Annotated in this window: 22 protein-coding genes; 15 read left to right on the top strand and 7 right to left on the bottom strand. The window is 69.5% G+C overall.

Annotated features, from left to right (window positions below):
• Window positions 1-7: 7 nt before the first annotated feature.
• From BGO15_RS13985 to uvrB, 4 genes are read left to right on the top strand one after another with little or no spacing between them, the layout of a single operon-like run.
• The gene (locus tag BGO15_RS13985; RefSeq protein WP_056209889.1) at window positions 8-1,642 is read left to right on the top strand and encodes a sensor histidine kinase; all 1,635 of its coding nucleotides are present in this window, start codon (window positions 8-10) and stop codon (window positions 1,640-1,642) included.
• The gene (locus BGO15_RS13980; RefSeq protein WP_056520024.1) at window positions 1,639-2,823 is read left to right on the top strand and encodes a nucleotidyl cyclase domain-containing protein; all 1,185 of its coding nucleotides are present in this window, start codon (window positions 1,639-1,641) and stop codon (window positions 2,821-2,823) included. Before BGO15_RS13985 ends, BGO15_RS13980 begins: the two co-directional genes overlap by 4 nt.
• Before the next feature lie 36 nt (window positions 2,824-2,859).
• Window positions 2,860-3,456: a dephospho-CoA kinase gene (coaE, locus tag BGO15_RS13975; protein WP_056209882.1), complete on the top strand. Its 597-nt coding sequence runs from the start codon at window positions 2,860-2,862 to the stop codon at window positions 3,454-3,456.
• A gap of 60 nt (window positions 3,457-3,516) precedes the next feature.
• Entirely contained in the window at window positions 3,517-5,589 is a 2,073-nt protein-coding gene (gene uvrB, locus BGO15_RS13970; RefSeq protein WP_056209881.1) for an excinuclease ABC subunit UvrB, read from the top strand.
• A gap of 64 nt (window positions 5,590-5,653) precedes the next feature.
• On the opposite strand, the gene BGO15_RS13965 is transcribed toward uvrB, so the two are convergent.
• Complete coding sequence (locus BGO15_RS13965) at window positions 5,654-5,887, bottom strand: hypothetical protein (RefSeq protein WP_045246529.1); 234 nt, start codon at window positions 5,885-5,887, stop codon at window positions 5,654-5,656.
• Window positions 5,888-5,918: 31 nt separating this feature from the next.
• Here BGO15_RS13965 and BGO15_RS13960 point away from each other — a divergent pair, with 31 nt between their 5' ends.
• The 11 genes from BGO15_RS13960 (at window position 5,919) to BGO15_RS13910 (ending at window position 17,781) form a co-directional block, all read left to right on the top strand.
• Window positions 5,919-6,356: a MarR family winged helix-turn-helix transcriptional regulator gene (locus tag BGO15_RS13960; protein ID WP_056209879.1), complete on the top strand. Its 438-nt coding sequence runs from the start codon at window positions 5,919-5,921 to the stop codon at window positions 6,354-6,356.
• Window positions 6,357-6,399: 43 nt separating this feature from the next.
• Window positions 6,400-9,297 (top strand): excinuclease ABC subunit UvrA, encoded by a 2,898-nt coding sequence (gene uvrA / locus BGO15_RS13955; RefSeq protein WP_056520022.1) that lies wholly within the window; start codon window positions 6,400-6,402, stop codon window positions 9,295-9,297.
• A 1-nt stretch (window position 9,298) separates the two neighbouring features.
• Entirely contained in the window at window positions 9,299-11,194 is a 1,896-nt protein-coding gene (gene uvrC, locus BGO15_RS13950) for an excinuclease ABC subunit UvrC (protein ID WP_056520019.1), read from the top strand.
• A gap of 24 nt (window positions 11,195-11,218) precedes the next feature.
• Window positions 11,219-12,100: an RNase adapter RapZ gene (rapZ, locus tag BGO15_RS13945; RefSeq protein ID WP_045246537.1), complete on the top strand. Its 882-nt coding sequence runs from the start codon at window positions 11,219-11,221 to the stop codon at window positions 12,098-12,100.
• A 35-nt stretch (window positions 12,101-12,135) separates the two neighbouring features.
• Complete coding sequence (gene whiA / locus BGO15_RS13940) at window positions 12,136-13,113, top strand: DNA-binding protein WhiA (RefSeq protein ID WP_045246539.1); 978 nt, start codon at window positions 12,136-12,138, stop codon at window positions 13,111-13,113.
• 161 nt (window positions 13,114-13,274) lie between these two features.
• Complete coding sequence (locus BGO15_RS13935; RefSeq protein WP_045246541.1) at window positions 13,275-13,901, top strand: superoxide dismutase; 627 nt, start codon at window positions 13,275-13,277, stop codon at window positions 13,899-13,901.
• A 147-nt stretch (window positions 13,902-14,048) separates the two neighbouring features.
• Complete coding sequence (gap, locus tag BGO15_RS13930; RefSeq protein ID WP_045246543.1) at window positions 14,049-15,059, top strand: type I glyceraldehyde-3-phosphate dehydrogenase; 1,011 nt, start codon at window positions 14,049-14,051, stop codon at window positions 15,057-15,059.
• Window positions 15,060-15,064: 5 nt separating this feature from the next.
• Window positions 15,065-16,282 (top strand): phosphoglycerate kinase, encoded by a 1,218-nt coding sequence (locus BGO15_RS13925; RefSeq protein WP_056209877.1) that lies wholly within the window; start codon window positions 15,065-15,067, stop codon window positions 16,280-16,282.
• Window positions 16,270-17,061 carry a triose-phosphate isomerase gene (gene tpiA, locus BGO15_RS13920; RefSeq protein ID WP_056209875.1) on the top strand — a complete coding sequence of 264 codons (792 nt, stop codon included), beginning with the start codon at window positions 16,270-16,272 and terminating at the stop codon, window positions 17,059-17,061. Before BGO15_RS13925 ends, tpiA begins: the two co-directional genes overlap by 13 nt.
• Window positions 17,062-17,166: 105 nt before the next feature.
• A complete protein-coding gene (secG, locus tag BGO15_RS13915; RefSeq protein WP_045246548.1) occupies window positions 17,167-17,418 on the top strand; it encodes a preprotein translocase subunit SecG in 252 nt (83 codons plus the stop codon).
• Between the two features lie 6 nt (window positions 17,419-17,424).
• Complete coding sequence (locus tag BGO15_RS13910; protein ID WP_045246550.1) at window positions 17,425-17,781, top strand: RNA polymerase-binding protein RbpA; 357 nt, start codon at window positions 17,425-17,427, stop codon at window positions 17,779-17,781.
• Window positions 17,782-17,848: 67 nt separating this feature from the next.
• On the opposite strand, the gene pgl is transcribed toward BGO15_RS13910, so the two are convergent.
• From pgl to BGO15_RS13880, 6 genes are all read right to left on the bottom strand, one after another.
• Window positions 17,849-18,634 (bottom strand): 6-phosphogluconolactonase, encoded by a 786-nt coding sequence (gene pgl, locus BGO15_RS13905; protein WP_082486424.1) that lies wholly within the window; start codon window positions 18,632-18,634, stop codon window positions 17,849-17,851.
• An 8-nt stretch (window positions 18,635-18,642) separates the two neighbouring features.
• Window positions 18,643-19,578: a glucose-6-phosphate dehydrogenase assembly protein OpcA gene (locus tag BGO15_RS13900; protein ID WP_045246554.1), complete on the bottom strand. Its 936-nt coding sequence runs from the start codon at window positions 19,576-19,578 to the stop codon at window positions 18,643-18,645.
• The gene (gene zwf / locus BGO15_RS13895; protein WP_045246556.1) at window positions 19,575-21,125 is read right to left on the bottom strand and encodes a glucose-6-phosphate dehydrogenase; all 1,551 of its coding nucleotides are present in this window, start codon (window positions 21,123-21,125) and stop codon (window positions 19,575-19,577) included. Before zwf ends, BGO15_RS13900 begins: the two co-directional genes overlap by 4 nt.
• 34 nt (window positions 21,126-21,159) lie before the next feature.
• A complete protein-coding gene (locus BGO15_RS13890; protein WP_056209873.1) occupies window positions 21,160-22,779 on the bottom strand; it encodes a phosphoglucose isomerase-related protein in 1,620 nt (539 codons plus the stop codon).
• Complete coding sequence (gene tal / locus BGO15_RS13885) at window positions 22,776-23,894, bottom strand: transaldolase (protein WP_056520013.1); 1,119 nt, start codon at window positions 23,892-23,894, stop codon at window positions 22,776-22,778. The genes BGO15_RS13890 and tal overlap by 4 nt, the downstream gene beginning before the upstream one ends.
• Window positions 23,891-24,406 (bottom strand): transketolase-like TK C-terminal-containing protein (locus tag BGO15_RS13880; RefSeq protein ID WP_286748432.1); only part of this gene is annotated, 516 nt, incomplete at its 5' end. The genes BGO15_RS13880 and tal, both read right to left, overlap by 4 nt.

The raw sequence follows: 24,406 nt of genomic DNA, 5'->3' as shown, positions 1-24,406 counted from the left end.
TCGTCGAATGGCCGCCACCGAGGATCGTGACGCCGACCTTCGCGGTCGGGTGGCGATGCTCAACCAGCTGCTGCTGTGCGTGATCCTGGTCGTGATCGTGCTGGCGGTCGCGATCACCGACCGTGCGGCCGACCACTCACTCCTCCTCGTCGCGACGGTGATCGTGCTGGCCGGGGGAGCGGCGACCCTGGTGGTGCCGTGGGCGCGGATCGCCCGTGCGTGGGTCTACGTGATCCCGCTCGCGGACATCGTCGCGATCGGCCTCGCGCGTTCCGAGCAGCACCTGCTCGGGATCGAGCTGCTGTGGGCGTTCCCGGTGATGTGGATGGCAACCCTCGGTCTCACCGCGTTCCTCACCGCCGCAGCGCTCGTGCTCGTCGAATTCGGGGCGATCATCGCGCTGGCGGGAGCCTCCGGCAGCGCGGTGAGCTACCTGCTCCCGGCCGCCGTCATCGTCGCCATCGGGGTGACGAGCTACGTGAGCAGCCGCCGCTACCGCGCCCAGCGGGTGCTGCTGGACAAGCAGACCGCTCTGCTGTCGGGTGCGCTGTCGCGTGCGCAGGGCCACGAGGAGCTGATGACCGACGTGCTCGATGCCGTCGACTTCGGCGTGATCCGCATCACCGCGGACGGCGAGGTCTCGGTCTTCAACGAGGCGCTCGGGCGCATCCAACGCTCGATCCCCGGCTTCGGTCGCCTCGATCGTCCGATCGGGGACGCCTACGCGGCCGACGGCGTCACCCTCATCGAGGAGCCGGACCGCCCGCTGCGGCGCGCGCTGCGCGGCGAGCTGTTCGAGAACGAGGTCATCTGGTTCGGTCCCCCCGACCAGCCGCGAACGGCGCTGTCGATGACGGCGCGCCAGCTGCGCTCGGGTGACGGCGCGCCCGCCGGGTGCGTCATCGTCGCACGCGACGTCACCGCCGAGCTCACTGCGCTCCGGGCGCGCGATCGACTCGTGTCGTCGATCTCGCACGAGCTGCGCACCCCCCTCACCTCTGTGCTCGGATACATCGACCTCGCCATCGACCACCTCGACCGGCCCGACGACGCCGCCCGCGATCTCGACGTCGCCGCCAAGAACGGCGAGCGTCTGCTGGAGATCATCGCGGACATCCTCGCCGCGTCGAGCACCTCGCGCGGATCCATCGACCTCACCATCTCGCCGAAGCAGATCGACGTGGCCGAGCTCGTGCAGCAGGCGGCCGAGGCGTGGCGCGCCCGGGCGGCCTACACGTCGATTTCCATCAACGCGACCGACGTGCTGCCGGCGAGCGCCTGGGCGGATGCCGCGCGCATCCGGCAGGTGGTCGACAACCTCGTCAGCAACGCGGTGAAGTACAACGTCGATGGCGGCAGCATCGCCGTGCGCACGTCGTCGGATGGCACCTCGACCTTCATCGACGTGCAGGACACGGGCGTCGGCATCTCCGCCGAGGACCAGCGTCGTCTGTTCGAGCAGTACTTCCGGGCGAGGCGCGATGTCGAGGGCTCCGGGCTCGGACTGTCGATCAGCCGGGACATCGTGCGCGCCCACGGGGGCGACATCACCGTGCGCAGCGCCCCGGGGACGGGATCGACCTTCACCGTCCGGCTTCCCGCCCAGCCTCGAGGTCAGGGCGATCGCGAGTTGCACGCATGACCCTCGATCTGGCCAGTGTCTCGGTCATGACCGCGCTCGTCGTCGCGGTCGCCGGCATCCTGTTCGTCTCCGAGACGCTGCTGCGCCGCGACGAGGCGGTCGGCGCGTTCTGGGCGATCGCCTTCCTCTCCGGCATCGGCACGAGCACGGCCTACCTGGTCTGGGCGGTCGGCGTCGGCGGGTTCGTGCCGATCGCCATCGGCAACGCCCTGTTCGTGTCCTCCGCGGGCTGCATGTGGCTCGGCGCCCGGGCGTTCAACCAGAGGGCCGTACGCGGACCCGTGCTGCTGGTCGCACTGTGCGTCGCGGTGAGCGCAGCGGCGGTGATCGTGCGCGGTCCGGCTGGAGGGGACTGGGCGGGCGCCTTCGTGATGTTCGTGAACATCGCGGGGTTCGCCGCACTCGGAGCCGTCGAGATGCGACGGCGACCGGTCGGGCGGCTGCGGTCATCCGTCTCGCTGGCGGTCGTGCTCGGCATCCAGTCCGCGTACTACGTCGCGCGCACCGTCGTGTTCGTCGCGTCGGGACCCGACTCGGATCTGTTCCGGGTGGGGTTCGGAACGATCTCGACGAGCGTCCTGACGGTCACCCTGACGATCGTCGCCGTCGTCGTGACCTCCGTACTCCGCGCGAGCCGCAGTCAGCTACGCGGATACGGGTGGGTGTCCGACAGCGGTATCGCCGGCGACGGTGTGTTCCTGTACCCGACGTTCTTGCGCGCTCTCGACGATCTGCTCGAGCGCGCGAGGTGGGAGGGGCGACTCGTCGCCGTGATCTCGGTGCGCATCGACGATCTGCGTCGCATCGGCGACGCGTTCGGCGAGGAGGTCCGCACGAGCGCGCTGCACCTGCTGCGGGACGGTGTGCGTCGGCACGCGCCGCTCGCCTCTCTGATCGGCGAGGACGACGATCCCGGCCTGCTGTTCACGGTGCTCGCTCCCGATCCGATGGCCGTGCGCCGGGTCGCGGTGGGTGCGCACCGAGCGCTGTTCGATGCCCTCGGTCGCAGCGGCCAGGGCGTGCTCCCCGTGGTCGGTGTCGGCGTCGCGTTGAGCGAGACGATCGGCTACGACACCGAGCGTCTGGTCGCGGGGGCCCGCGCGGCGGCGCGCAAGGCGCCGACCATGCCGGATTCGTCGGTGATGTTCGCGGGCGTCGACGACGCCGGTGGGGCGGAGTAGGACGGCGGATGCCGCGGCCCGTGCCATGCTCGTGACATGCCACTCATCGCGCTGACCGGCGGTATCGCCTCGGGGAAGTCCACGATCGCCGCGCGGCTGCGGGAGCACGGCGCGGTCGTCGTCGATGCCGACGCACTGGTGCGCGAAGTGCAGGCGCCGGGGAGCGCGGTGCTCGCACGCATCGCCGATGTGTTCGGCGCCGATGTGCTGGATGCGTCCGGAGCGCTCGACCGCCCCGCGCTCGGCGCACGGGTGTTCGGCGACCGTTCCGCGCTCGCCCGGTTGAATGCGATCGTGCATCCGGCTGTGCGCGCGGAGTCTGCGGCGCGGTTCGCCGCGGCCTTCGCCGAGGACCCCGCCGCGGTCGTGGTCTACGACGTGCCGCTGCTCGTCGAGGCCCGCGTCGACGATCCGTGGGAGCGCATCGTCGTGGCGCACGCTCCGGCGGCTCTGCGCGAGCAGCGCCTGGTCGAGCTTCGGGGGCTCTCTCCCGACGATGCCCGCGCGCGCATCGCGTCGCAGGTCTCCGATGAGGCCCGGCTCGCGATCGCCGACGACGTCATCGACACGAGCGGCACGGTGGGGGAGACGATCGCCCAGGTGGACGCCCTCTGGAGCCGGCTGCGCGGCTGACCCCGTCGGACGGTGGCCGGACCACACCCCGATGTCGGCGGCCGCGCCTACCCTGGAGACGTGCAGACCACACGTTCCGTTCGACCCTTCGAGGTCGTCTCCGAGTACGAGCCGTCGGGCGACCAGCCTCAGGCGATCGCCGATCTCGCGGCCCGCATCAACGCGGGGGAGACTGACATCGTGCTGCTGGGCGCCACCGGAACCGGCAAGTCCGCGACCACGGCGTGGTTGATCGAGCAGGTGCAGCGACCGACGCTCGTCCTCGCCCACAACAAGACGTTGGCGGCGCAGCTCGCGAACGAGTTCCGCGAACTCATGCCGCACAACGCGGTCGAGTACTTCGTCTCGTACTACGACTACTACCAGCCCGAGGCCTACGTCCCGCAGACTGACACCTTCATCGAGAAGGACAGCTCGATCAACGCGGAGGTGGAGCGGCTGCGGCACTCCACCACCAACTCGCTGCTGTCGCGCCGTGACGTCATCGTGGTCTCCACGGTGTCGTGCATCTACGGTCTCGGTGCCCCCGAGGAATATCTGCGCGCGATGGTCGCGCTGCAGGTGGGGGAGCGATACGACCGTGACGCCCTGATTCGACAGTTCATCGCGATGCAGTACAACCGCAATGACGTCGACTTCTCGCGGGGCAACTTCCGGGTGCGCGGCGACACGATCGAGATCATCCCGGTCTACGAGGAGTACGCGATCCGCATCGAGCTGTTCGGCGACGAGATCGAGGCGCTCTACATGCTGCATCCGCTCACCGGCGACGTGGTGCAGAAGCTCGACTCGGTGCCCATCTTCCCGGCGTCGCACTACGTGGCGGGCACCGACGTCGTGCAGCGTGCGATCGGCACGATCGAAGACGAGCTGACCGATCGTCTCGCCGAGCTCGAGAAGCAGAACAAGCTCCTCGAGGCGCAGCGCCTGCGCATGCGCACGACGTTCGATCTCGAGATGCTGCAGCAGCTCGGCTTCTGCTCGGGCATCGAGAACTACTCGCGTCATCTCGACCAGCGTGAGGCGGGCGAGCCGCCGCACACGCTGCTCGACTTCTTCCCCGACGACTTCCTCCTCGTCATCGATGAATCGCACGTGACGGTTCCCCAGATCGGTGCGATGTACGAGGGGGATGCCTCGCGCAAGCGCACACTCGTCGAGCACGGGTTCCGCCTGCCGAGCGCCCTCGACAACCGGCCGCTGAGGTGGGATGAGTTCAAGGGGCGGATCGGCCAGACCGTGTATCTCTCGGCCACGCCCGGTCGCTATGAGATGGGCATCGCCGATGGCGTCGTCGAGCAGATCATCCGACCGACCGGTCTCGTGGATCCCGAGATCGTCGTGAAGCCGTCGAAGGGGCAGATCGACGATCTGCTGGAGCAGATCCGTCTGCGGGTCGAGCGCGACGAGCGCGTGCTGGTGACCACGCTCACGAAGAAGATGGCGGAGGAGTTGACCGACTTCCTCGGCGAGCACGGTGTGCGCGTGCGCTATCTGCACTCCGACGTCGACACGTTGCGGCGCGTCGAGCTGCTCACCGAGCTCCGCGCCGGCGTCTACGACGTGCTTGTCGGCATCAACCTGCTGCGCGAGGGTCTCGACCTCCCCGAGGTCTCGCTCGTGGCGATCCTCGACGCCGACAAAGAAGGCTTCCTGCGCAGCGGCACCTCGCTCATCCAGACGATCGGGCGCGCGGCCCGCAACGTCTCGGGGGAGGTGCACATGTACGCCGATACAGTCACCGACTCGATGCGCTCGGCGATCGATGAGACCGCCCGTCGTCGCGAACTGCAGGTCGCGTACAACACGGAGAGGGGCATCGATCCGCAGCCATTGCGCAAGAAGATCGCCGACATCACCGACGCACTCGCCCGGGAAGGGGCGGACACCAAGGCGATGCTCGCCCGCGGCGGCCGCGATCAGGGTCGCGGCAAGGCGCCGACGCCCAACCTTCGGCGCGAGGGAATCGCGGCAGAGGGGGCGGCCCAGCTCGAGTCGACGATCTCGGATCTGAGCGATCAGATGCTCGCGGCAGCATCCGAGCTGAAGTTCGAGCTGGCGGCGCGGCTGCGCGACGAGGTGCAGGAGCTCAAGCGCGAGCTGCGGGCGATGGAGAAGGCCGGTCACGCCTGATCTGCGGGTGATGCCCCATGCTCTCGATGCACATCCCGGTCGCGTCCGCCCTGCTCGGCCGCGATCAGGGGCAGCGCAGCAGCGGTTTGGGTCCGTTGCGGTCGATGCGATGATCGCGCATCGGCTGGCGGCACAGCGGGCAGGGCTGGATGTCGCGGGCGGGCGGCTCGTCGTCGGTGTAGGGTCCGACGGCGGCCGGTCCGGCGGCGCGGACGAGCGCGGCGTTCACGAAGGCGTACCATCCGCCCGCGGCGTTCACACGGTCGCGCAGCGGGGGGCGCCTTTTCTTTCGTGGCATAAGAGTTAGTGTACTAAGGAACGCGGAGAGAGTGACCACCACCGACATCCTCGCGCTGGAGAACCAGCTGTGCTTCGCCGCCGTCACAGCCGCCCGCAACATCGTGCAGGCGTACCGTCCGGTGCTCGAGCCGCTCGGGCTGACCCACCCCCAGTACCTCGTCATGCTCGCGCTGTGGGAGCGCGATCCGCGCTCCCTCGGCGAGCTCGCCGCCGCGCTCGCGCTCGAACCGGCGACGGTGTCCCCCCTGGTCAAGCGACTCGAGGCGCAGGGGCTTCTCGTCCGCACGCGGCGTCCGGGTGACGAGCGCACGCTCGACATCGCGGTGACGGACACCGGGCGCGCCCTTCGTGCACAGGCCCTCGAGGTGCCCGCGCAGGTGCTCGCACGCACCGGGCTCACGGTCGATGAGGCGGTCGCCCTCCGCGACGCGCTCGCCCGGTTCGCCGGGGCCAAGCCCACCGCGTGATCCGCGCGGAGCCGGTGTCGGAGGTCGCTCCTACACTTGACGGGTGCCCATCGTCCCCGTGTCCAACCTCGGCCCCCACACCTCCACGCTCACGGTGCGCGGCGCCCGCGTGCACAACCTCAAGAACGTCGACCTCGACATCCCGCGCGACGCGCTCGTGGTCTTCACCGGGCTCTCGGGCTCCGGCAAGTCGAGCCTCGCGTTCGACACGATCTTCGCCGAGGGTCAGCGTCGCTACGTCGAGTCGCTGAGCGCCTACGCCCGGCAGTTCCTCGGTCAGGTCGACCGACCCGACGTCGATTTCATCGAGGGCCTGAGTCCCGCTGTCTCGATCGATCAGAAGTCGACGAACCGCAACCCGCGCTCGACCGTCGGCACGATCACGGAGATCCACGACTACATGCGTCTGCTCTGGGCGCGTATCGGGGTCCCTCACTGCCCCGAGTGCGGCGAGCAGATCCAACGCCAGACCGTGCAGCAGATCGCCGACCAGCTGATGGAACTGCCCGAGCGCACCCGCTATCAGATCGTCGCTCCGGTCGTGACCCAGAAGAAGGGGGAGTTCGTCGACCTCTTCAAAGAGCTCTCCGCCAAGGGCTACGCGCGCGCGGTCGTCGACGGCGATCTGGTGCAGCTCTCCGAGCCGCCGACGCTGAAGAAGAGCTACAAGCACGACATCGCCGTCGTCGTCGACCGCCTCGTCGCCTCGCCCGACATCCTCAGCCGGGTCACCGACTCGGTCGAGACGGCCCTCGGGCTCGCCGGCGGCGTCGTGCAGATCAACTTCGTCGACGAAGAGGGGGATGCCGCGTGGCAGTCCTTCTCTGAGAAGCTCGCCTGTCCGAACGGCCACCCCCTGCAGCTCACCGAGATCGAGCCGCGAACCTTCTCGTTCAACGCCCCGTTCGGTGCCTGCCCGGCGTGCTCCGGCCTCGGCACCCGCATGTCCGTCGACCCCGAGCTCATGCTCGGCGACGAGGAGCTCTCGATCCGCGAGGGTGTCATCATCCCGTGGACGACGCAGGGCAAGGGGCTGTTCCAGTACTACGAGCGACTGCTCGAGGGGCTCGCCGACGACCTCGGCTTCTCACTCGACACCCCGTGGAAGAAGCTGACGCCCGACGTGCGAGAGGCGGTGCTGCGCGGTGAGAACTACAAGGTGACCGTCAAGTTCCGCAACCGCTACGGCCGGGAGATGCGCTACTCGTCCGGCTTCGAGGGCGTCGCGCCCTACATCGAGCGCCAGTACGTGCAGGCGGAGTCCGACACGCAGCGACAGCGGTGGTCGGAGTTCCTGCGGGAGGTGCCGTGCCCGGTCTGCAACGGCGACCGTCTCAAGCCCGAGGTGCTCGCCGTGCTCGTCCACGGCAGCTCGATCGCCGACGCATCCCGGCTCAGCCTCTCCGACGCGCAGGCGTTCTTCGCCGACCTCGAGCTCACCGACCGCGAGGCGAAGATCGCGGCCGCGGTGCTGCGCGAGATCCGTGCTCGACTCGACTTCCTCATCCAGGTCGGGCTCACCTACCTCAACCTCAGCCGTTCGGCCGGCTCCCTCTCGGGCGGCGAGGCGCAGCGCATCCGGCTCGCGACCCAGATCGGGTCGGGGCTGACCGGTGTGCTCTACGTCCTCGACGAGCCGTCGATCGGTCTTCACCAGCGCGACAACCGGCGTCTGATCGAGACGCTCCTCACCCTCAAGAGCCTCGGCAACACGCTCATCGTCGTCGAGCATGACAAGGAGACCATCCACGCCGCCGACTGGATCGTCGACATCGGTCCCCGCGCCGGCGTCGACGGCGGGCATGTCGTGCACTCGGGTCCGCTTGCGCAACTCCTGGGCGAGGAGGCATCCCTCACCGGCGACTACCTCTCCGGCCGCCGGGCGATCCCGACGCCCGAGAAGCGCCGCAAGATCGACAAGAAGCGCATGCTCAGCGTGGTCGGGGCGCGGGAGAACAACCTGCGCAATGTGACGGCCGACTTCCCGCTCGGGGTGCTCACGGCCGTCACCGGCGTGAGCGGGTCGGGCAAGTCGTCGCTCGTGAACGACATCCTGTACGAGGTGCTCGCCCAGAAGCTCAACGGCGCGCGCACGGTCCCGGGCAAGCACACACGGGTGACCGGGCTCGACAACCTCGACAAGGTCGTGCACGTCGATCAGGCGCCCATCGGCCGCACTCCGCGCTCGAACCCTGCGACCTACACCGGGGTGTTCGACCGCATCCGCACGCTCTTCAGCGAGACCCCCGAGGCGAAGGCCCGCGGCTACCAGCCGGGACGCTTCTCGTTCAACGTCAAGGGCGGGCGCTGCGAGGCGTGCTCCGGTGACGGCACGATCAAGATCGAGATGAACTTCCTGCCCGACGTCTACGTCGACTGCGAGGTCTGCCACGGCAAGCGCTACAACCGCGACACGCTGAGCGTGCACTACAAGGGGCGCAACATCGCCGAGGTGCTGGAGATGCCGATCGCCGAGGCGGCCGACTTCTTCGAGCCGATCCAGGCGATCCATCGCTACCTGCGCACCCTCGTCGACGTGGGCCTGGGCTATGTTCGGCTCGGCCAGTCCGCGACGACGCTCTCGGGCGGCGAGGCGCAGCGCGTGAAACTGGCGACCGAGTTGCAGCGACGCAGCAACGGTCGCAGCATCTACGTGCTCGACGAGCCGACGACCGGCCTGCACTTCGAGGACGTCCGCCGACTGCTCGAGGTGCTCGGCGGCCTCGTGGACAAGGGCAACACCGTCATCGTCATCGAGCACAACCTCGACGTCATCAAGTCCTCGGACTGGATCATCGACCTCGGACCCGAGGGTGGCTCCGGCGGCGGCCAGATCATTGCCACGGGCACGCCGGAGCAGGTCGCGCGCGCCGAGGGCAGCCACACCGGCGCCTTCCTCGCCGAGATCCTCGAACAGGACGCGGAGCGCAAGGCGAGCTGACGTGGCATCCGATCTGCCCTATCGCCCGAAGCAGGGCGAGATCCCGACGACCCCGGGCGTCTACCGGTTCCGCGACGCCCAGGGGCGCATCCTGTACGTCGGCAAGGCGAAGAACCTGCGCGCGCGCCTGTCGAACTACTTCGCGCCGCTGCACACCATGCACGAGCGCACGCGGCGCATGGTCACCACGGCGGCGAGCGTCGAATGGACCGTCGTCTCCAGCGACGTCGAGGCCCTGCAGCTCGAGTACATGTGGATTCAGGAGTTCACGCCGCCCTTCAACGTGCGCTACAAGGACGACAAGTCCTACCCCTACATGGCCATCACCCTCGCCGACGAGGCGCCGCGGGTGATCGTCACCCGCAACCGCAAGATCCGCGGTGCAAAGTACTTCGGTCCCTACCCCAAGGTGTGGGCGGTGCACGAGGTCATCGACCTCATGATCAAGGTCTTCCCGATCCGCACGTGCTCGGATGCCTCCTACAAGAAGGCCATGGCGACGGGTCGCCCGTGCTTCCCCGGGCAGATCGGGCGCTGCGGCGGCCCGTGCTCGATGCGGGTGAGCATCGAGGAGCACCGTGCGATCGTCGACGACTTCGTCGCCTTCATGGCCGGTGGTGATCAGCGGGTCACCCGCCAGCTCACCGCGCGCATGCGCGAGGCCGCGGCAGCCATGGACTACGAGTCGGCCGCCGTCTACCGTGACCGCCTCAGCGCGGTCGAGGCGGTGCTCGGCAAGAGCGCGCTCGTGCTCAGCGACGACACCGACGCCGATCTGTTCGGCATCGCCGAGGACGAGCTCGCGGCGGCGGTGCAGCACTTCGTGATCCGCGGCGGTCGTGTACGCGGGGTGCGCGCGACGACCATCGAGAAAGAACTCGACATCGCGGGCGCCGAGCTCGTCGACCAGGTGCTGCAGCGCACCTACGGCGGCGCGGATGCCGCGGACATCCCGCGCCAGGTGCTCGTGCCGCAGTTGCCCGACGACGCCGCCGACCTCGAGGCGTGGCTGCGCGAGCGGCGCGGGAAGAACGTGACCGTCGGCATCGCGCAGCGCGGCCCGAAGGCCGACCTCATGCGCACGGCGACGATCAACGCCCAACAGGCGCTGCTGCTCCACAAGACCCGGCGCTCGAGCGACTACGTCGCACGCACACAGGCGCTCACCGATCTGCAGGAGGCGCTCGGACTCGCTGAGGCGCCGTTGCGGATCGAGTGCTTCGACGTCTCCCACCTGTCCGGCACCAACGTCGTCGCATCCATGGTCGTGTTCGAGGACGGCTTGCCGCGCAAAGACCAGTACCGCTCGTTCGGCATCGCCGAGACATCCGACGACACCGACTCCATCTACCAGGTGCTCACTCGCCGGCTCGCGCACGTCGACGACGCTCCCGACGAATCCGTGCCCGAGGCGACCGACCAGGGCGAGGATGTCGTCGTGACGCGGCAGAAGCCCCGATTCGCCTACCGTCCCCAGCTGCTCATCGTCGACGGCGGCAGACCTCAGGTCGCGGCGGCGGAACGGGCCCTTCGGGACAGCGGCCACAGCGAGATCGCTCTCTGCGGCATCGCCAAGCGCCTCGAAGAGGTGTGGCTGCCCGGAGAGGAGTACCCGGTCATCCTGCCCCGTACATCGGAGGCTCTCTACCTCGTGCAGCGCCTGCGCGACGAGGCCCACCGGTTCGCGATCACCCACCAGCGAAAGCGCCGCAAGCGTGACATCACCACGGTGCTCGCCGAAGTGCCCGGCCTCGGCGACGCGCGCATCAAGGCGCTGCTGCGACACTTCGGCTCGGTCACCGCTCTCCGCGGCGCGAGCCCCGAGGAGATCGCACACCTGCCCGGCATCGGGCCGAAGCTCGCCGCGGCCGTCCATTCCCGCCTCATCGCTCGATAGGGTGGAGACGACGGGGAGGCGCGGATGGACCAGACGGCACCGGGTGTGACCGGCGAAGTGCTGGTCGTGACCGGGATGTCCGGTGCGGGGCGCTCGACCGTCGCCAACGCGCTCGAGGATCTCGGGTGGTATGTCGTCGACAACCTCCCGCCCCAGATGATCAAGCCGATGCTCGAGCTGTCCGAGCTCGCTCAGGAGGCGGTTCCGCGGGTTGCCGTCGTGCTCGATGTGCGCGGGCGCGACCTCTTCGAGCGCCTGCCCGAGGTCACGCGATCGCTGCGTGATGCCCGCCACCTGCGCGTCATGTTCCTGGATGCGTCGGACGATGTGCTCGTACGCCGGTTCGAGGCCGTGCGTCGCCCGCATCCGCTGCAGGGGGACGGCACGCTGGTCGACGGAATCCGTCGCGAGCGCGCGCGCCTGTCCCGGGTGAGGGAGAGCGCCGACCTCGTGGTCGACACCTCGCACTCGAACGTGCATCAGCTCACGACGAAGATCGCCGACCTCTTCGCCGAGTCCGGTGCGGCGCGGCACTCCGTGACGGTGATGAGCTTCGGCTTCAAGTACGGGCTCCCGGCCGATGCCGACCTCGTCGCCGACATGCGCTTTCTGCCCAACCCGTTCTGGGTCGAGGACCTCCGCTCCCTCACCGGGGAGGACGAGTCGGTGCGGGACTACGTGCTCTCCCAGCCCGGTGCACGCGAGTTCCTCGACGCCTACACGGCAGCATTGCGCCCCGTGCTCGAGGGGTACCAGCGCGAGAACAAAAGGCATTCGACGGTGGCGATCGGATGCACCGGGGGAAAGCACCGCTCGGTCGTCATGGCTCGCGAGATCGCCCAGCGCCTCGACGACGTCCCGGGCGTGACGACACGCGTGGCGCACCGCGACCTCGGTCGCGAGTAGGCTGGAACGTCGTTCTCGAGCCCAGAAGGAGTGCCGTGCCGCTGACGGTCGATGTGAAGTCCGAACTCGTCTCGCTGCGTGACCCCCGCCCGACGGCGAGGGTCGCGGAGCTCACCGCACTGCTGCGGTTCGCGGGGGGACTGCACTCCATCGCCGGCCGGGTCGCGGTGGAGGCCGAGGTCGATTCCGAACGCCTCGCGCGCCGCGTCGCCCGCGAACTCGCCGAGATCTACGGCGTGCGGCCCGAGCTGGCGCACGTGCAGGCGTCGGGTGGGCGCACCGGGATCGCCGTGGCCGTGCGGGTCATCGATCAGGGGGAGACACTCGCACGCCAGACCGGGCTCCTGGACCAACGTCGACGTCCCGTGCGCGGGCTTCCCAACAAGCTGACGACCGGCAGCCGCGGTGACCTCGCCGCGGTGTGGCGGGGCGCGTTCCTCGCGACCGGCACTCTTACCGACCCCGGTCGGTCCGCATCTCTCGAGATCGCCTGCCCGTCGTCCGAGGCGGCCATGGCGCTCGTCGGAGCCGGCGCCCGCATCGGCATCGCGTCCAAGGCGCGAGAGGTGCGCGGCGTGCACCGCGTGGTCGTCCGCGAGGGCGACGCGATCCGACTCGCGCTCTTCGAGATGGGCGCGCGCAAGGCGGCGTCGGAGTGGGAGCAGCTGCGGCAGCGCCGTGAGGTGCGCGCCGACGTGAACCGACTCGTTAACTTCGACGACGCGAATCTGCGCCGTTCGGCGCAGGCCGCGGTCGCCGCGTGCGCGCGTGTGGAGCGCGCGCTGGAACTCCTCGGCGACGACGTGCCCGAGCATCTGCGCTCCGCCGGCGATCTTCGCCTCGCGCATCGGGACGCGAGCCTCGACGAGCTCGGCCACCACGCCGACCCGCCGCTCACGAAGGACGCCGTCGCCGGTCGCATCCGCCGCCTGCTCGCGATGGCCGACAAGAAGGCCGAGCAGCTCGGCGTCCCGGGCACCGAAGCGGCGGTGCCCGCCGACGCCATCGAGTGACCGACCGGGGCGCGAGGCGCCCCGCGAGCCGCACGCGTACGGTTACACCGCGTCATCCCGGGAATCAACCCGACGTGCGGCGTCGTTGCCCCTCAATAGGATGAACTCGTCACCCTCGCCGCGCCGAGGACACGGCCGGCGCCGATTCGGAAGAAGAGAACATGGCAACGTACTCCCTGCCCGACCTCCCCTACGACTACGCAGCACTCGAGCCGCACATCAGCGCGACGATCATGCAGCTGCACCACGACAAGCACCACCAGGCGTACGTCACGGGAGCCAACACCGCCCTCGAGCAGCTCGCCGAAGCGCGTGACAAGGGCGACTTCGCCTACGTCAACAAGCTCGAGAAGGACCTCGCGTTCAACCTCGGCGGACACACCAACCACTCGATCTTCTGGACCAACCTGTCACCGGACGGGGGCGACAAGCCCACCGGCGAGCTCGAGTCGGCCATCACCGACCACTTCGGTTCGTTCGACAAGTTCCAGGCGCACTTCTCAGCGGCCGCCCTCGGCGTGCAGGGCTCGGGCTGGGCGGGTCTGTTCTGGGACTCGATCGGTCAGAACCTGATCATCCAGCAGTTCTTCGACCAGCAGGCGCAGTTCGCCGCCGGCACCGTGCCGCTGCTCCTCCTCGACGTCTGGGAGCACGCGTACTACCTCGACTACAAGAACGTGCGCGCCGACTACGTGAAGGCGTTCTGGAACATCGCCAACTGGGCCGACGTGCAGCAGCGCTTCACCACCGCCCGTGAGAAGACTGCGGGTCTGCTGGTAGTGTCGTGACCAGGTGAGGATGCCTCGGAGCCCTCGCTCTGGCGGGGGCTCCGGCATCCTCTTCCCATGGGATCGGCGCCCAGGGCCGACCCCGTTCCGCGACCCGATCGCGGATGGAAACATGCGCGTCAGCGCGACGAGAAAACGGGAGACACCGTGTCTGTCAAGATCGGCATCAACGGCTTCGGCCGTATCGGACGCAACTACCTTCGCGCGGCTCTCGCGCAGGGTGCGGACCTCGACATCGTGGCGGTGAACGACCTCACCGACACCAAGACCCTCGCCCACCTGCTCAAGTACGACTCGGTGGGCGGACGCCTCGACGCCGAGGTCTCGTACACCGAGGACTCCGTCATCGTGAACGGCACCGCCATCAAGGTGTTCGCCGAGCGCGACCCCGCCAACCTCCCGTGGGGCGAGGTCGGCGCGGAGATCGTCATCGAGTCGACCGGCCGCTTCACCAAGGCCGACGACGCCCGCAAGCACATCCAGGGCGGCGCCAAGAAGGTGCTCATCTCGGCTCCGGCCACCGGCGAGGACGGCACGTTCGTCATCGGCGTGAACGAGGACCTCTACGACCCCGAGACGATGCACATCATCTCGAACGCGTCGTGCACCACGAACTGCCTCGCCCCCCTCGCGAAGGTCTTCAACGACAACTTCGGCATCGAGCGCGGCTTCATGATGACCGCTCACGCCTACACCGCGGACCAGAACCTGCAGGACGGCCCGCACGGCGACCTGCACCGCGCCCGCGCCGCGGCGATCAACATCGTTCCGGCCTCGACCGGCGCCGCCAAGGCCATCGGCCTCGTGCTGCCCGAGCTCAACGGCAAGCTGAGCGGCTCGTCCTACCGCGTGCCGGTTCCCACCGGCTCGATCGTCGACCTGACGATCATCACCCCGACCGAGGGCCTCACCAAGGAGGCCATCAACGCCGCCTACGAGGCGGCGGCGGCCGAGGGTCGCCTCGCCGGCATCCTGAAGTACAACGTCGACCCGATCGTCTCCAGCGACATCCAGCAGGACCCGCACTCGTCGGTGTTCGACGCCGGTCTCACGAACGTCTCGGGCAACCTGGTCAAGGTGTCGTCCTGGTACGACAACGAGTGGGGCTACTCGAACCGCCTCGTCGACCTGACCGAGTACGTCGCCGAGCGTCTGTAATCGTCATGGCCCTGCGCACCCTCGCATCGCTGGGTTCGCTGGCCGGCAAGCGCGTCATCGTCCGTGCTGACCTCAATGTCCCCCTGCGGGACGGGGTCATCACGGACGATGGCCGTGTGCGGGCCACGCTGCCGACCCTCAACGCCCTGATCGATCAGGGCGCTCGCGTCGTCGTCGTCTCCCACTTGGGACGTCCCGACGGCGCCCCCGACCCCGCCTACAGCCTGCAGCCCGTCGCTCAGCGTCTCTCCGAACTGCTGGGAGCGCCGGTCGCGTTCGCGCAGGACACGGTGGGGGAGTCGGCGGCCGAAGCGGTCGCCGCTCTCGCGGACGGTGACGTCGCGGTGCTCGAGAACCTGCGGTTCAACGCCGGTGAGACGGCGAAGGATGACGCGACCCGTCGTGCGTTCGCCGAGCAGCTCGCGGCGCTCGGCGACGTGCTCGTCTCCGACGGCTTCGGTGTCGTGCACCGCAAGCAGGCGAGCGTCTATGACCTCGCCGAGCTGCTGCCGTCCGCGGCGGGCTTCCTGATCGAGAAGGAGGTCGAGGTTCTCGATCGCCTGACCGAGAACCCGGAGCGGCCCTACACCGTCGTGCTCGGTGGCTCGAAGGTCAGCGACAAGCTGGGCGTCATCGACCACCTGCTGCCGCGCGTCGACCGCGTGCTCGTGGGCGGCGGCATGCTGTTCACCTTCCTCGTCGCGCTCGGACACCCGGTGGGCTCGAGCCTGCTGGAGAAGGACCAGATCGAGACGGTCAAGGGCTACATCGCCCGCGCCCAGGAGCTGGGCGTCGAGCTCGTCCTCCCGGTGGACGCGGTGGTCGCGGCATCCTTCTCGGGCGACGCCGACCATGTGGTCGCCGCGGCCGACGCTCTCGAGGACACCCCGTTCGGGGCCTCGGGGCTCGGTCTCGACATCGGTCCTAAGACGGCGGAGCAGTTCGCGGAGCTCATCCGGTCGAGCCGCACCGTGTTCTGGAACGGCCCGATGGGCGTCTTCGAGCTCGCCCCGTTCGCGGCCGGCACGAAGGCCGTCGCGCAGGCGCTCACCGAGGTCGACGGCCTCAGTGTCGTCGGCGGTGGCGACTCCGCCGCTGCCGTGCGCCAGCTCGGCTTCTCCGACGACGCGTTCGGTCACATCTCGACCGGCGGCGGCGCCAGCCTCGAGTTCCTCGAGGGCAAGAAACTCCCCGGACTGGAGGTGCTCGGATGGGCGCAGTGACCCGTACCCCGTTCATCGCGGGCAACTGGAAGATGAACCTCGACCACCTGCAGGCGGTCGCACTCGTGCAGAAGCTCCACTGGACGCTGCGCGACGCGAAGCACGAGTCGGGTTCGGTCGAGGTCGCGCTCTTCCCGCCGTTCACGGATCTGCGCCCCGTGCAGACCCTCATCGACGCCGACAAGATCCCGTTCGCGCTCGGCGCGCAGGACATCTCCACCCACGACTCCGGTGCGTACACCGGTGAGGTGTCGGGCCAGTTCCTCGCGAAGCTGGATGTCTCGTACGTGATCATCGGTCACTCCGAGCGCCGCGAGTACCACCACGAGGGCGACGACATCGTGGCCGCCAAGACCCGGGCGGCCCTGCGCCACGGTCTCGTGCCGGTGATCTGCGTGGGCGAGACGGCCGCCGACCTCGAGGAGTACGGCGCCTCTGCCGTTCCCGTGAAGCAGCTCGGCATCGCACTCGAGGGGCTGTCCGCAGACGCGGACATCGTCGTCGCATACGAGCCGGTCTGGGCGATCGGCTCGGGCCAGGCGGCGACGCCGGAGCAGGCGCAGGAGGTCGCTGCCGCCCTGCGTGCGGTGATCGCCGACGCGCTCGGGGCCGATGCGGCCGCGCGCACGCGCATCCTCTACGGCGGATCGGTGAAGTCCTCGAACATCGCCAGCTTCCTGCGTGAGCCCGACGTCGACGGCGCTCTCGTCGGCGGTGCGAGCCTGGTGGCCGACGAGTTCGCGGCGATCATCCGCTTCCAGAAGCACGTCGGGGTCTGACCCCGACGACGTGCGGTGACGCCCGCCACCTGGCGGGCGTCACCGCGCCGTTATACTGAACGTCTGTGCGTCCCGACGGGTCGCTTCGGAAAGGTTGTCTCGAAAGTGCAGATCCTCGAGTTCGTGCTCCAGGTGCTCCTCGGCATCACGAGCCTGCTGCTGACCCTCCTCATCCTGCTCCACAAGGGCCGCGGTGGCGGACTGTCCGACATGTTCGGCGGCGGCATGAGCTCGGCGCTCGGTTCGTCGGGTCTGGCGGAGCGCAACCTGAACCGCTTCACCGTCGTGCTGGCGCTCGTCTGGTTCGTGTCGATCGTGGCACTGGGCCTTCTCACCAAGTTCAACTCGGGACTGTAGGACAACATGGCCGCTGGGGGTAACGCCATCCGGGGTACGCGCGTCGGCGCGGGCCCGATGGGCGAGCAGGATCACGGATACCACGCGGAGCGCGTCGCGGTGTCGTATTGGGACGCGCTGGGCAACGAGACCGTGCGCTACTTCGCGGCGGGCATCGCCCCCGAGGAGATCCCCGACACGATCGACTCGCCGCATTCGGGGCTTCCTGCCGGCCGCGACAAGGCGAACCCGCCGGAGCTGGCCCGTACCGAGCCCTACAAGACCCACCTGGCCTACGTGAAGGAGCGTCGCTCCGACGAAGAGGCCGAGCAGATCCTCGATGACGCGCTGCGTCAGCTGCGCGAGCGCCGCGGCGAGTCCTGACTCGGCCGCATCCGTTCACGAACGGCGCCCCGCCCCGGATCCGGGAGCGGGGCGTCGTCGTTGAGCGTCAGTATTCGCGGTCGATGAGCTGCGCAGGCACCTTGGCGGCGGCGGCCTCATCGACGAAGAACACGGTGCGCTTGCGGCCCTTCGCGCCTGCGGCGGGGACACTCGCGTAGCTCGCGCCCGCGAGGGCGAGGCCGAGTGCGGACGCCTTCTCGCTTCCGGTCATGACGAGCCAGACCCGCTTCGACGAGTTGATCACGGGACGGGTCACCGTGACGCGCAGCGGCGGTGGCTTGGGCGAGTCGCGCACCGGGAGGGTGGCGGTATCCGTCACGAGGATCTCGGGACGATCGGGGAACAGAGATGCCACGTGGCCGTCGGGTCCGACGCCCAGGAAGCAGATGTCGAAGCTCGGCCAGGCGCCGACCGCGGGGTCCGCGAAGCGAGCGAGTTCCGCCGCGTAGGCACGGGATGCCTCATCCAGGTCGAGCCCGCTGTCGCTCGGCGCGATCGCGTGGATGCTCTCGCGGGGGATTTCGAGGGCGTCGAAGAACACCGGGTAGACCGGAGTGTCGTTGCGCTCCGGATCGCCGGCGGGCACGAATCGCTCGTCCGACCACCAGAAATGCACGCGGCTCCAGTCGACCGTTGCCGCTGCCGGAAGCTGCGCGGCGGCCGCGAGGACCGCCGGACCCATCGATCCCCCTGTCAGGGAGATGTGGGCGAGCTTGCCGGGGTTCTCCGTGCGCGCAGCCACCCGCGCGACGAAACGCTCGGCGACGGCCGCGGCCACCTCGGCCGGGGTGGCGCGGACGACCACGCGCTTGTCGACGGCGGTATCGACCACGATTTCTCCTAAGACGCGGGAGAGCTCAGCAGTTCGAGCCCCTCAGTGACCACTCGACCATACAGGACGTCCGCGTCGAGGCGACGGAGCTCCTCGGCCAGGCACTCGCGCAGCGAGCGGCGGGGGAACGCGAGCTCGTGGCTGGGCTGATCGGGCTGCGTGAGGGTGGCCACCGCGGACTCGGGGCGCTCGAGCAGGATGTCGCCGCCGGGCCGCCGCAGTCGCACCGACTTAATACCCGACGCCCACTCGCTCTCGGGCAGGTACGCCCAGGCGACGTCCACGTCGAGCGCGAGTCGCAGCCAGGCTGCGAGCAGCGGCGTCGAGGGCGAATCGGCGGCGCCGAGCACCTCGACGCCCGTGACGTTCTCGAACGGGGGCTGGTCGAGCACGGCGGCCAGCTGTTCCCGCCAGCGCGTCAGTCGCGTCCAGGACAGGTCGGTGTCGCCGGGGGAGTAGCTGCCGCCGAGACGGGCGACGGCCGCCGCCGGGTCCGCCTGGGAGGCGGCATCCGTGATGCGACGCTGTGCGATCTTGCCGATCTCCGACGAGGCCGGGTCGCCGGGCGTGCGTCCCGGCCACCATGCGACGACGGGGGCGTCGGGCAGGAGCAGACCGGTCACGAGGCTTTCCGCATTGGATGCCGCGGCCCCGTAGGCGCGAAGCAGCACGACCTCGCTCGCACCGGCGTCGCCGCCCACGCGGATCTGCGCGTCGAGACGGGGCTCGGCGGCGTCCGGCTCCGCGACCAGCACGATGACGCGCATCGGGTGCTCGCGGGACGCGTCGTTCGCGGCTTCGATCGCCTCTTCGGCGACGCCGCCGGAGGAGACGATGATGAGGGTCAGCACGCGGCCGAGCGCGACAGCGCCGCCCTCCTCGCGCACGTCGACGAGCGACCGCGAGATCTTGCTGACGGTGGTCTCGGGGAGATCGATGATCACGGCCGCCTCCAGGTGCGTCCATCGCGGGTGAGGAGTTCGTCGGCGGACGGCGGTCCCCATGAACCGGGGCTGTACTGCTCGAGCGGTCCGCCCTGGGCCGCCCAGAACTGCTCGATCGGATCGAGGATCTTCCAGCTGAGCTCGACCTCCTCGTGACGGGGGAACAGCGGCGGGTCGCCGAGGAGCACGTCGAGGATGAGGCGCTCATAGGCCTCGGGGCTCGCCTCGGTGAAGGCGTGGCCGTAGCCGAAGTCCATCGTGACGTCGCGCACCTGGGTGCCGGCACCCGGAACCTTCGATCCGAAACGGATGGTGACGCCCTCGTCGGGCTGCACGCGGATCACGAGCGCGTTCTGACCGAGACCGGAGGTCTGGCTGCGACTGAACAGGTGCTCGGGCGCGGTCTTGAAGACGACCGCGATCTCGGTGACGCGGCGACCGAGCCGCTTGCCGGTGCGCAGGTAGAACGGCACGCCGGCCCAACGCCGCGTGTTGATCTCGAGCTTGATCGCGGCGTAGGTCTCCGTCGTGGACTCGGGGTTCATCCCGTCTTCCTCGAGGAAACCGAGCACCCGCTCGCCGCCCTGCCACCCGCCGCCGTACTGGCCGCGGGCCGTCGCCGACGCGAGGTCGGCGGGCAGGGTGACCGCCGCCAGCACCTTCTCCTTCTCGGCGCGCAGCTGCGCGGCGTCGAAGGTGATCGGCTCCTCCATCGCCGTGAGGGCGAGGAGCTGCAGGAGGTGGTTCTGGATGACGTCGCGTGCCGCGCCGATGCCGTCGTAGTAGCCCGCGCGTCCGCCGACGCCGATGTCCTCGGCCATGGTGATCTGCACGTGGTCGACGTAGTTGCGGTTCCACAGCGGCTCGTACAGCTCGTTGGCGAAACGGAGCGCGAGGATGTTCTGCACCGTCTCCTTGCCGAGGTAGTGGTCAATGCGGAAGATCGAGTCAGCGGGGAACGCGCTGCGCAGTGATTCGTTGAGCTCGCGCGCCGACTCGAGGTCGTGGCCGAACGGCTTCTCGATGACCACGCGACGCCAGCGGTCGGGCGCATCGGCCGTGTCGTCCACGAGGCCGGAGGCCTTCAGCTTCTGCGCGACCACGGCGAAGTTCTTCGGCGGGATCGACAGGTAGTAGGCGTGGTTACCCATCGTGCCGCGCTCGACGTCGAGCTGCTCGACGGTCTCGCGCAGGCGGTGGAACGCCTCGAGGTCGTCGAACTCGCCCTGCACGAACCGGATGCCCTGCAGCAGCTGCTGCCATGTCTCATCGCGGAACTCGGTGCGGGCGTATTGACGCACGGCGTCATGGACGACCTGAGCGAAGTCCTCGTCCGCCCAGTCGCGGCGAGCGAACCCGACGAGGCCGAACCCCGGGGGAAGTAGACCGCGGTTCGCGAGGTCGTAGACGGCGGGCATGAGCTTCTTGCGGGACAGATCGCCGGTCACGCCGAAGATCACGAGGGCGCTGGGCCCCGCGATGCGGTTGAGGCGACGATCGTCGGGGTCGCGCAGCGGATTGTGGTCGCGCGAGATGGTCACGGTCACGTGAGGGGTCCTCCGGGTACAGAAAGGGATGTCGCTACTGCGCGGCTTCGAACAGCGCGAGCACGTCGGCCTGCGCGTCCGTGAGCGTGAGCGTCACGACCGGACGCCCGTGCTCGGCGAGCACGGCGGCGTCTCCGGCCGCCTGCGCCGCGATGAGCTGGGCGAAGGTGAAGGGGCGGCCGGGGATCTCCACGTCGACGTCGGTCGACTCGGTGATCTGCAGGAAAACGCCCACAGCGGGACCGCCCTTGTGGAACTGGCCGGTCGAGTGAAGGAAGCGCGGACCCCAGCCGAAGGTGGTGGGGCGCGCGGAATCCGCGGCGACCAGTTCGCGCAGGCCCGCGAGCTGGGGCGACGCGAGTCGGTCGACGTACGCCTGGATGGCGACGTAGCCGTCGGGTGAGAGGCGCTGCCACAGAGCGTCGAGCGTGCCCGCCACCGTGCCGGAGGCCGCGAGCGACGGGTCGGTGGCGCGCACCTCGATGCCGTTCTCGGTGAACAGTGCGGGCGTGGCATCCGGCGCACCGTCCAGCAGCGCGCGCGTGGCAGACTTGGCGGCCTCGACGTCGGGCTGGTCGAACGGGTTGATGCCGAGAATGCGACCGGCGATCGCCGTCGCATACTCCCAGACGATGAACTGGGCACCGAGCGAGCCGCTCACGAGGATCTCCCCGTGATGGTGCTCGAACAGGCGGTCGCCGTCGGCCTCGTCGACGAAGCGCACGATGCGCAGGTCGGCGGGACGGCTCTCGAGCTCGGGGGAGACGGGCAGCAGCACGACGGGGAGAATGCCCGTGCCCTGCTTGCCGGTCGATTCTGCGACGAGCTGCTCGATCCAGTCGGGCAGACCCTGCAGATGGGTGCCGTCGGGGATCAGACCGAGCTTGTCCTGGCGCACCTCGCCGGCGGCGATCGCCGCGGCCAGCACGAGCGCCGGGTTGCGTGGATCGTCGATCGCGACCTCGAGCAGCGTGGCCTCCGCCTCATCGAGCAGCTCGGTCAGGTCGATGCCGGCGAGGCCGGCGGGGACCAGTCCGAACGCCGTGAGCGCCGAGTACCGGCCGCCGACCGTGGGGTCTGCCGCGAACACGCGGTAGCCCGCGGCATCCGCACTCTGGTGCAGGGGGGAGCCCGGGTCGGTGACGACGACGATCCGCTCGGCCGGGTCGATGCCGAGGTCACCGAAGGCCGCCTCGAACGCGCGCAGCGCCGAGTCGGTCTCGACGGTCGATCCGGACTTCGACGAGACGACGAGGGCCGTCTGGGCGAGACCGCCCGCCTCGGCGTCCCCGTCGATCGCCGCCAGCACCTGACCCGGTGCGGTCGAGTCGAGGATCACGAGCGGCGCCCCGAGGGTCGCGGCGATCACCTCGGGGGCGAGCGAGGAACCGCCCATGCCGGCCAGCACGATGCGGGTCACTCCGCGCTCGGCGAGCTCGGCGCGCAGCGCCTCGATCTCGGCGACGAGCGGCCGCGAGACCGAGACCGCCTGCACCCAGCCCAGGCGACGGGATGCCTCATCCTCCGCCGCCGGGCCCCACAGTGTGGGGTCCCCGGCGGTGATGCCCGAGGCGACCAGGCTCTCGACGAGACCGGGGAGCGTCTGGGCGACGATCCTCTCGACCTCGCCGGACAGGCGGATGTCGAAGCTCACCGTGCGACCTGAGCGGACTCCGCGAGGGCGGTGCGCACGGTCTCCTGGAGCTCGTGCCAGGAGATGATGAACTTCTCGACGCCCTCGTCCTCGAGCACCTGCGTGGCGTCCGCGAAGTCGACGCCCACGGCCGCGAGGTCGGCGAAGACGGCGTGCGCATCCGCGTAGTTCGAGGTGATGGTGTCACCCGTCACGACTCCGTGGTCGAAGGTCGCCTCGAGGGTCTTCTCGGGCATCGTGTTCACGGTGCCGGCGGCCACGAGCTCGGTGACGTACAGGGTGTCGGGGAGCGACGGGTCCTTGACACCGGTCGACGCCCAGAGGGGGCGCTGCACGTTGGCGCCGGCGGCGACGAGCTCGGTGGCGCGCGCCGTGGCGAACTCGCCCTCGTAGAGCTCGTACGCGAGTCGGGCGTTCGCGACACCGGACTTCGAGACCAGCGCGAGGGCCTCGTCGGTGCCGATCGCCTTGAGACGCTTGTCGACCTCGGTGTCGACGCGCGACACGAAGAACGAGGCGACCGAGTGGATCGTCGAGATGTCGATGCCGGCGGCCTTCGCCTCGGCGAGACCGGTCAGGTACGCGTCGATGACCTCGGCGTAGCGCTCGAGGCTGAAGATGAGCGTGACGTTGACCGAGATGCCCGCGCCGATGACGGCCGCGATGGCGGGGAGGCCCGCCTTGGTCGCCGGGATCTTGATGAGCGCGTTGGCGCGGTCGACGGTCGCCCAGAGCTGCTTCGCCTGCGCGATGGTGCCCTCGGTGTCGTGGGCGAGCTCGGGGGAGACCTCGATCGAGACGCGTCCGTCGACGCCGCCGGTCGCGTCGAACACCGGACGGAAGATGTCCGTCGCGTCGCGCACGTCGTCGGTCGTGATGCGGAAGATGGCCTCATCGACGGATGCCCCGGCCGCGGCGAGGTCGGCGACCTGAGCTGCGTACGCCTCACCCTTCGAGAGGGCGCCCGCGAAGATCGTCGGGTTGGTCGTGACGCCCGAGACCGTGCGCGTCTGGATGAGCTCGGCGAGGTTGCCGGTCACGATGCGCTCGCGCGACAGGTCGTCGAGCCAGATGCTGACGCCCGCGGAGGCGAGCTGTTCGGTGGGGGTGCTCATGCGTTGTTCTCCTGGATGGTCTGACGGGCGGCCTCGACGACCGCCTCTGCGGTGAACCCGAACTTCGCGTACAGGGTCTTGTAGTCGGCCGACGCGCCGAAGTGGTCGATCGCCACGGTGCGGCCGGTGGTGCCGACGATCGCGTGCCAGCTGAGGGCGGAGCCTGCCTCGACGGATACGCGGGCTTTGACGGCGGCGGGTAGTACGTGTTCGCGGTAGGTGTCGTCTTGTTCGGCGAACCATTCGAGGCTGGGGGCGGAGACGACGCGGGCGGCGATGCCGTCGGTGGCGAGCTGGTCGCGGGCGGCGAGGGCGAGCTGCACTTCGGAGCCGGTCGCGATGAGGATGACGTCGGGGGTGTCGTCGGTGTCGGCGAGGATGTAGGCGCCCTTGACGACGCCGGCGGCGGAGGCGAGCTCGGTTGCTGTCGCGTCGCCTTCTCCGCGTGCGAACACGGGGAGGTTCTGGCGGGAGAGGGCGATGCCGGCGGGCCCGGTGTGGCGGGTGAGGAG

Origin of the sequence: Microbacterium sp. 71-23, from assembly GCF_001897265.1 — a bacterium.
Classification (GTDB): Bacteria; Actinomycetota; Actinomycetes; order Actinomycetales; family Microbacteriaceae; genus Microbacterium; species Microbacterium ginsengisoli.
Note: the sequence above shows the minus strand (reverse complement) of the source record. Positions and strands in the feature narration are given on the sequence as shown.

What these genes read in the sequence shown, in the direction of transcription:
- rapZ (WP_045246537.1), top strand. Translation starts at nt 11,219, where the DNA reads ATGGACCAGACGGCACCGGGTGTGACCGGCGAAGTGCTGGTCGTGACC.
- BGO15_RS13965 (WP_045246529.1), bottom strand. Translation starts at nt 5,887, where the DNA reads ATGCCACGAAAGAAAAGGCGCCCCCCGCTGCGCGACCGTGTGAACGCC.
- BGO15_RS13925 (WP_056209877.1), top strand. Translation starts at nt 15,065, where the DNA reads ATGGCCCTGCGCACCCTCGCATCGCTGGGTTCGCTGGCCGGCAAGCGC.
- BGO15_RS13910 (WP_045246550.1), top strand. Translation starts at nt 17,425, where the DNA reads ATGGCCGCTGGGGGTAACGCCATCCGGGGTACGCGCGTCGGCGCGGGC.
- coaE (WP_056209882.1), top strand. Translation starts at nt 2,860, where the DNA reads ATGCCACTCATCGCGCTGACCGGCGGTATCGCCTCGGGGAAGTCCACG.
- BGO15_RS13980 (WP_056520024.1), top strand. Translation starts at nt 1,639, where the DNA reads ATGACCCTCGATCTGGCCAGTGTCTCGGTCATGACCGCGCTCGTCGTC.
- tpiA (WP_056209875.1), top strand. Translation starts at nt 16,270, where the DNA reads ATGGGCGCAGTGACCCGTACCCCGTTCATCGCGGGCAACTGGAAGATG.
- BGO15_RS13935 (WP_045246541.1), top strand. Translation starts at nt 13,275, where the DNA reads ATGGCAACGTACTCCCTGCCCGACCTCCCCTACGACTACGCAGCACTC.
- tal (WP_056520013.1), bottom strand. Translation starts at nt 23,894, where the DNA reads ATGAGCACCCCCACCGAACAGCTCGCCTCCGCGGGCGTCAGCATCTGG.
- BGO15_RS13985 (WP_056209889.1), top strand. Translation starts at nt 8, where the DNA reads ATGGCCGCCACCGAGGATCGTGACGCCGACCTTCGCGGTCGGGTGGCG.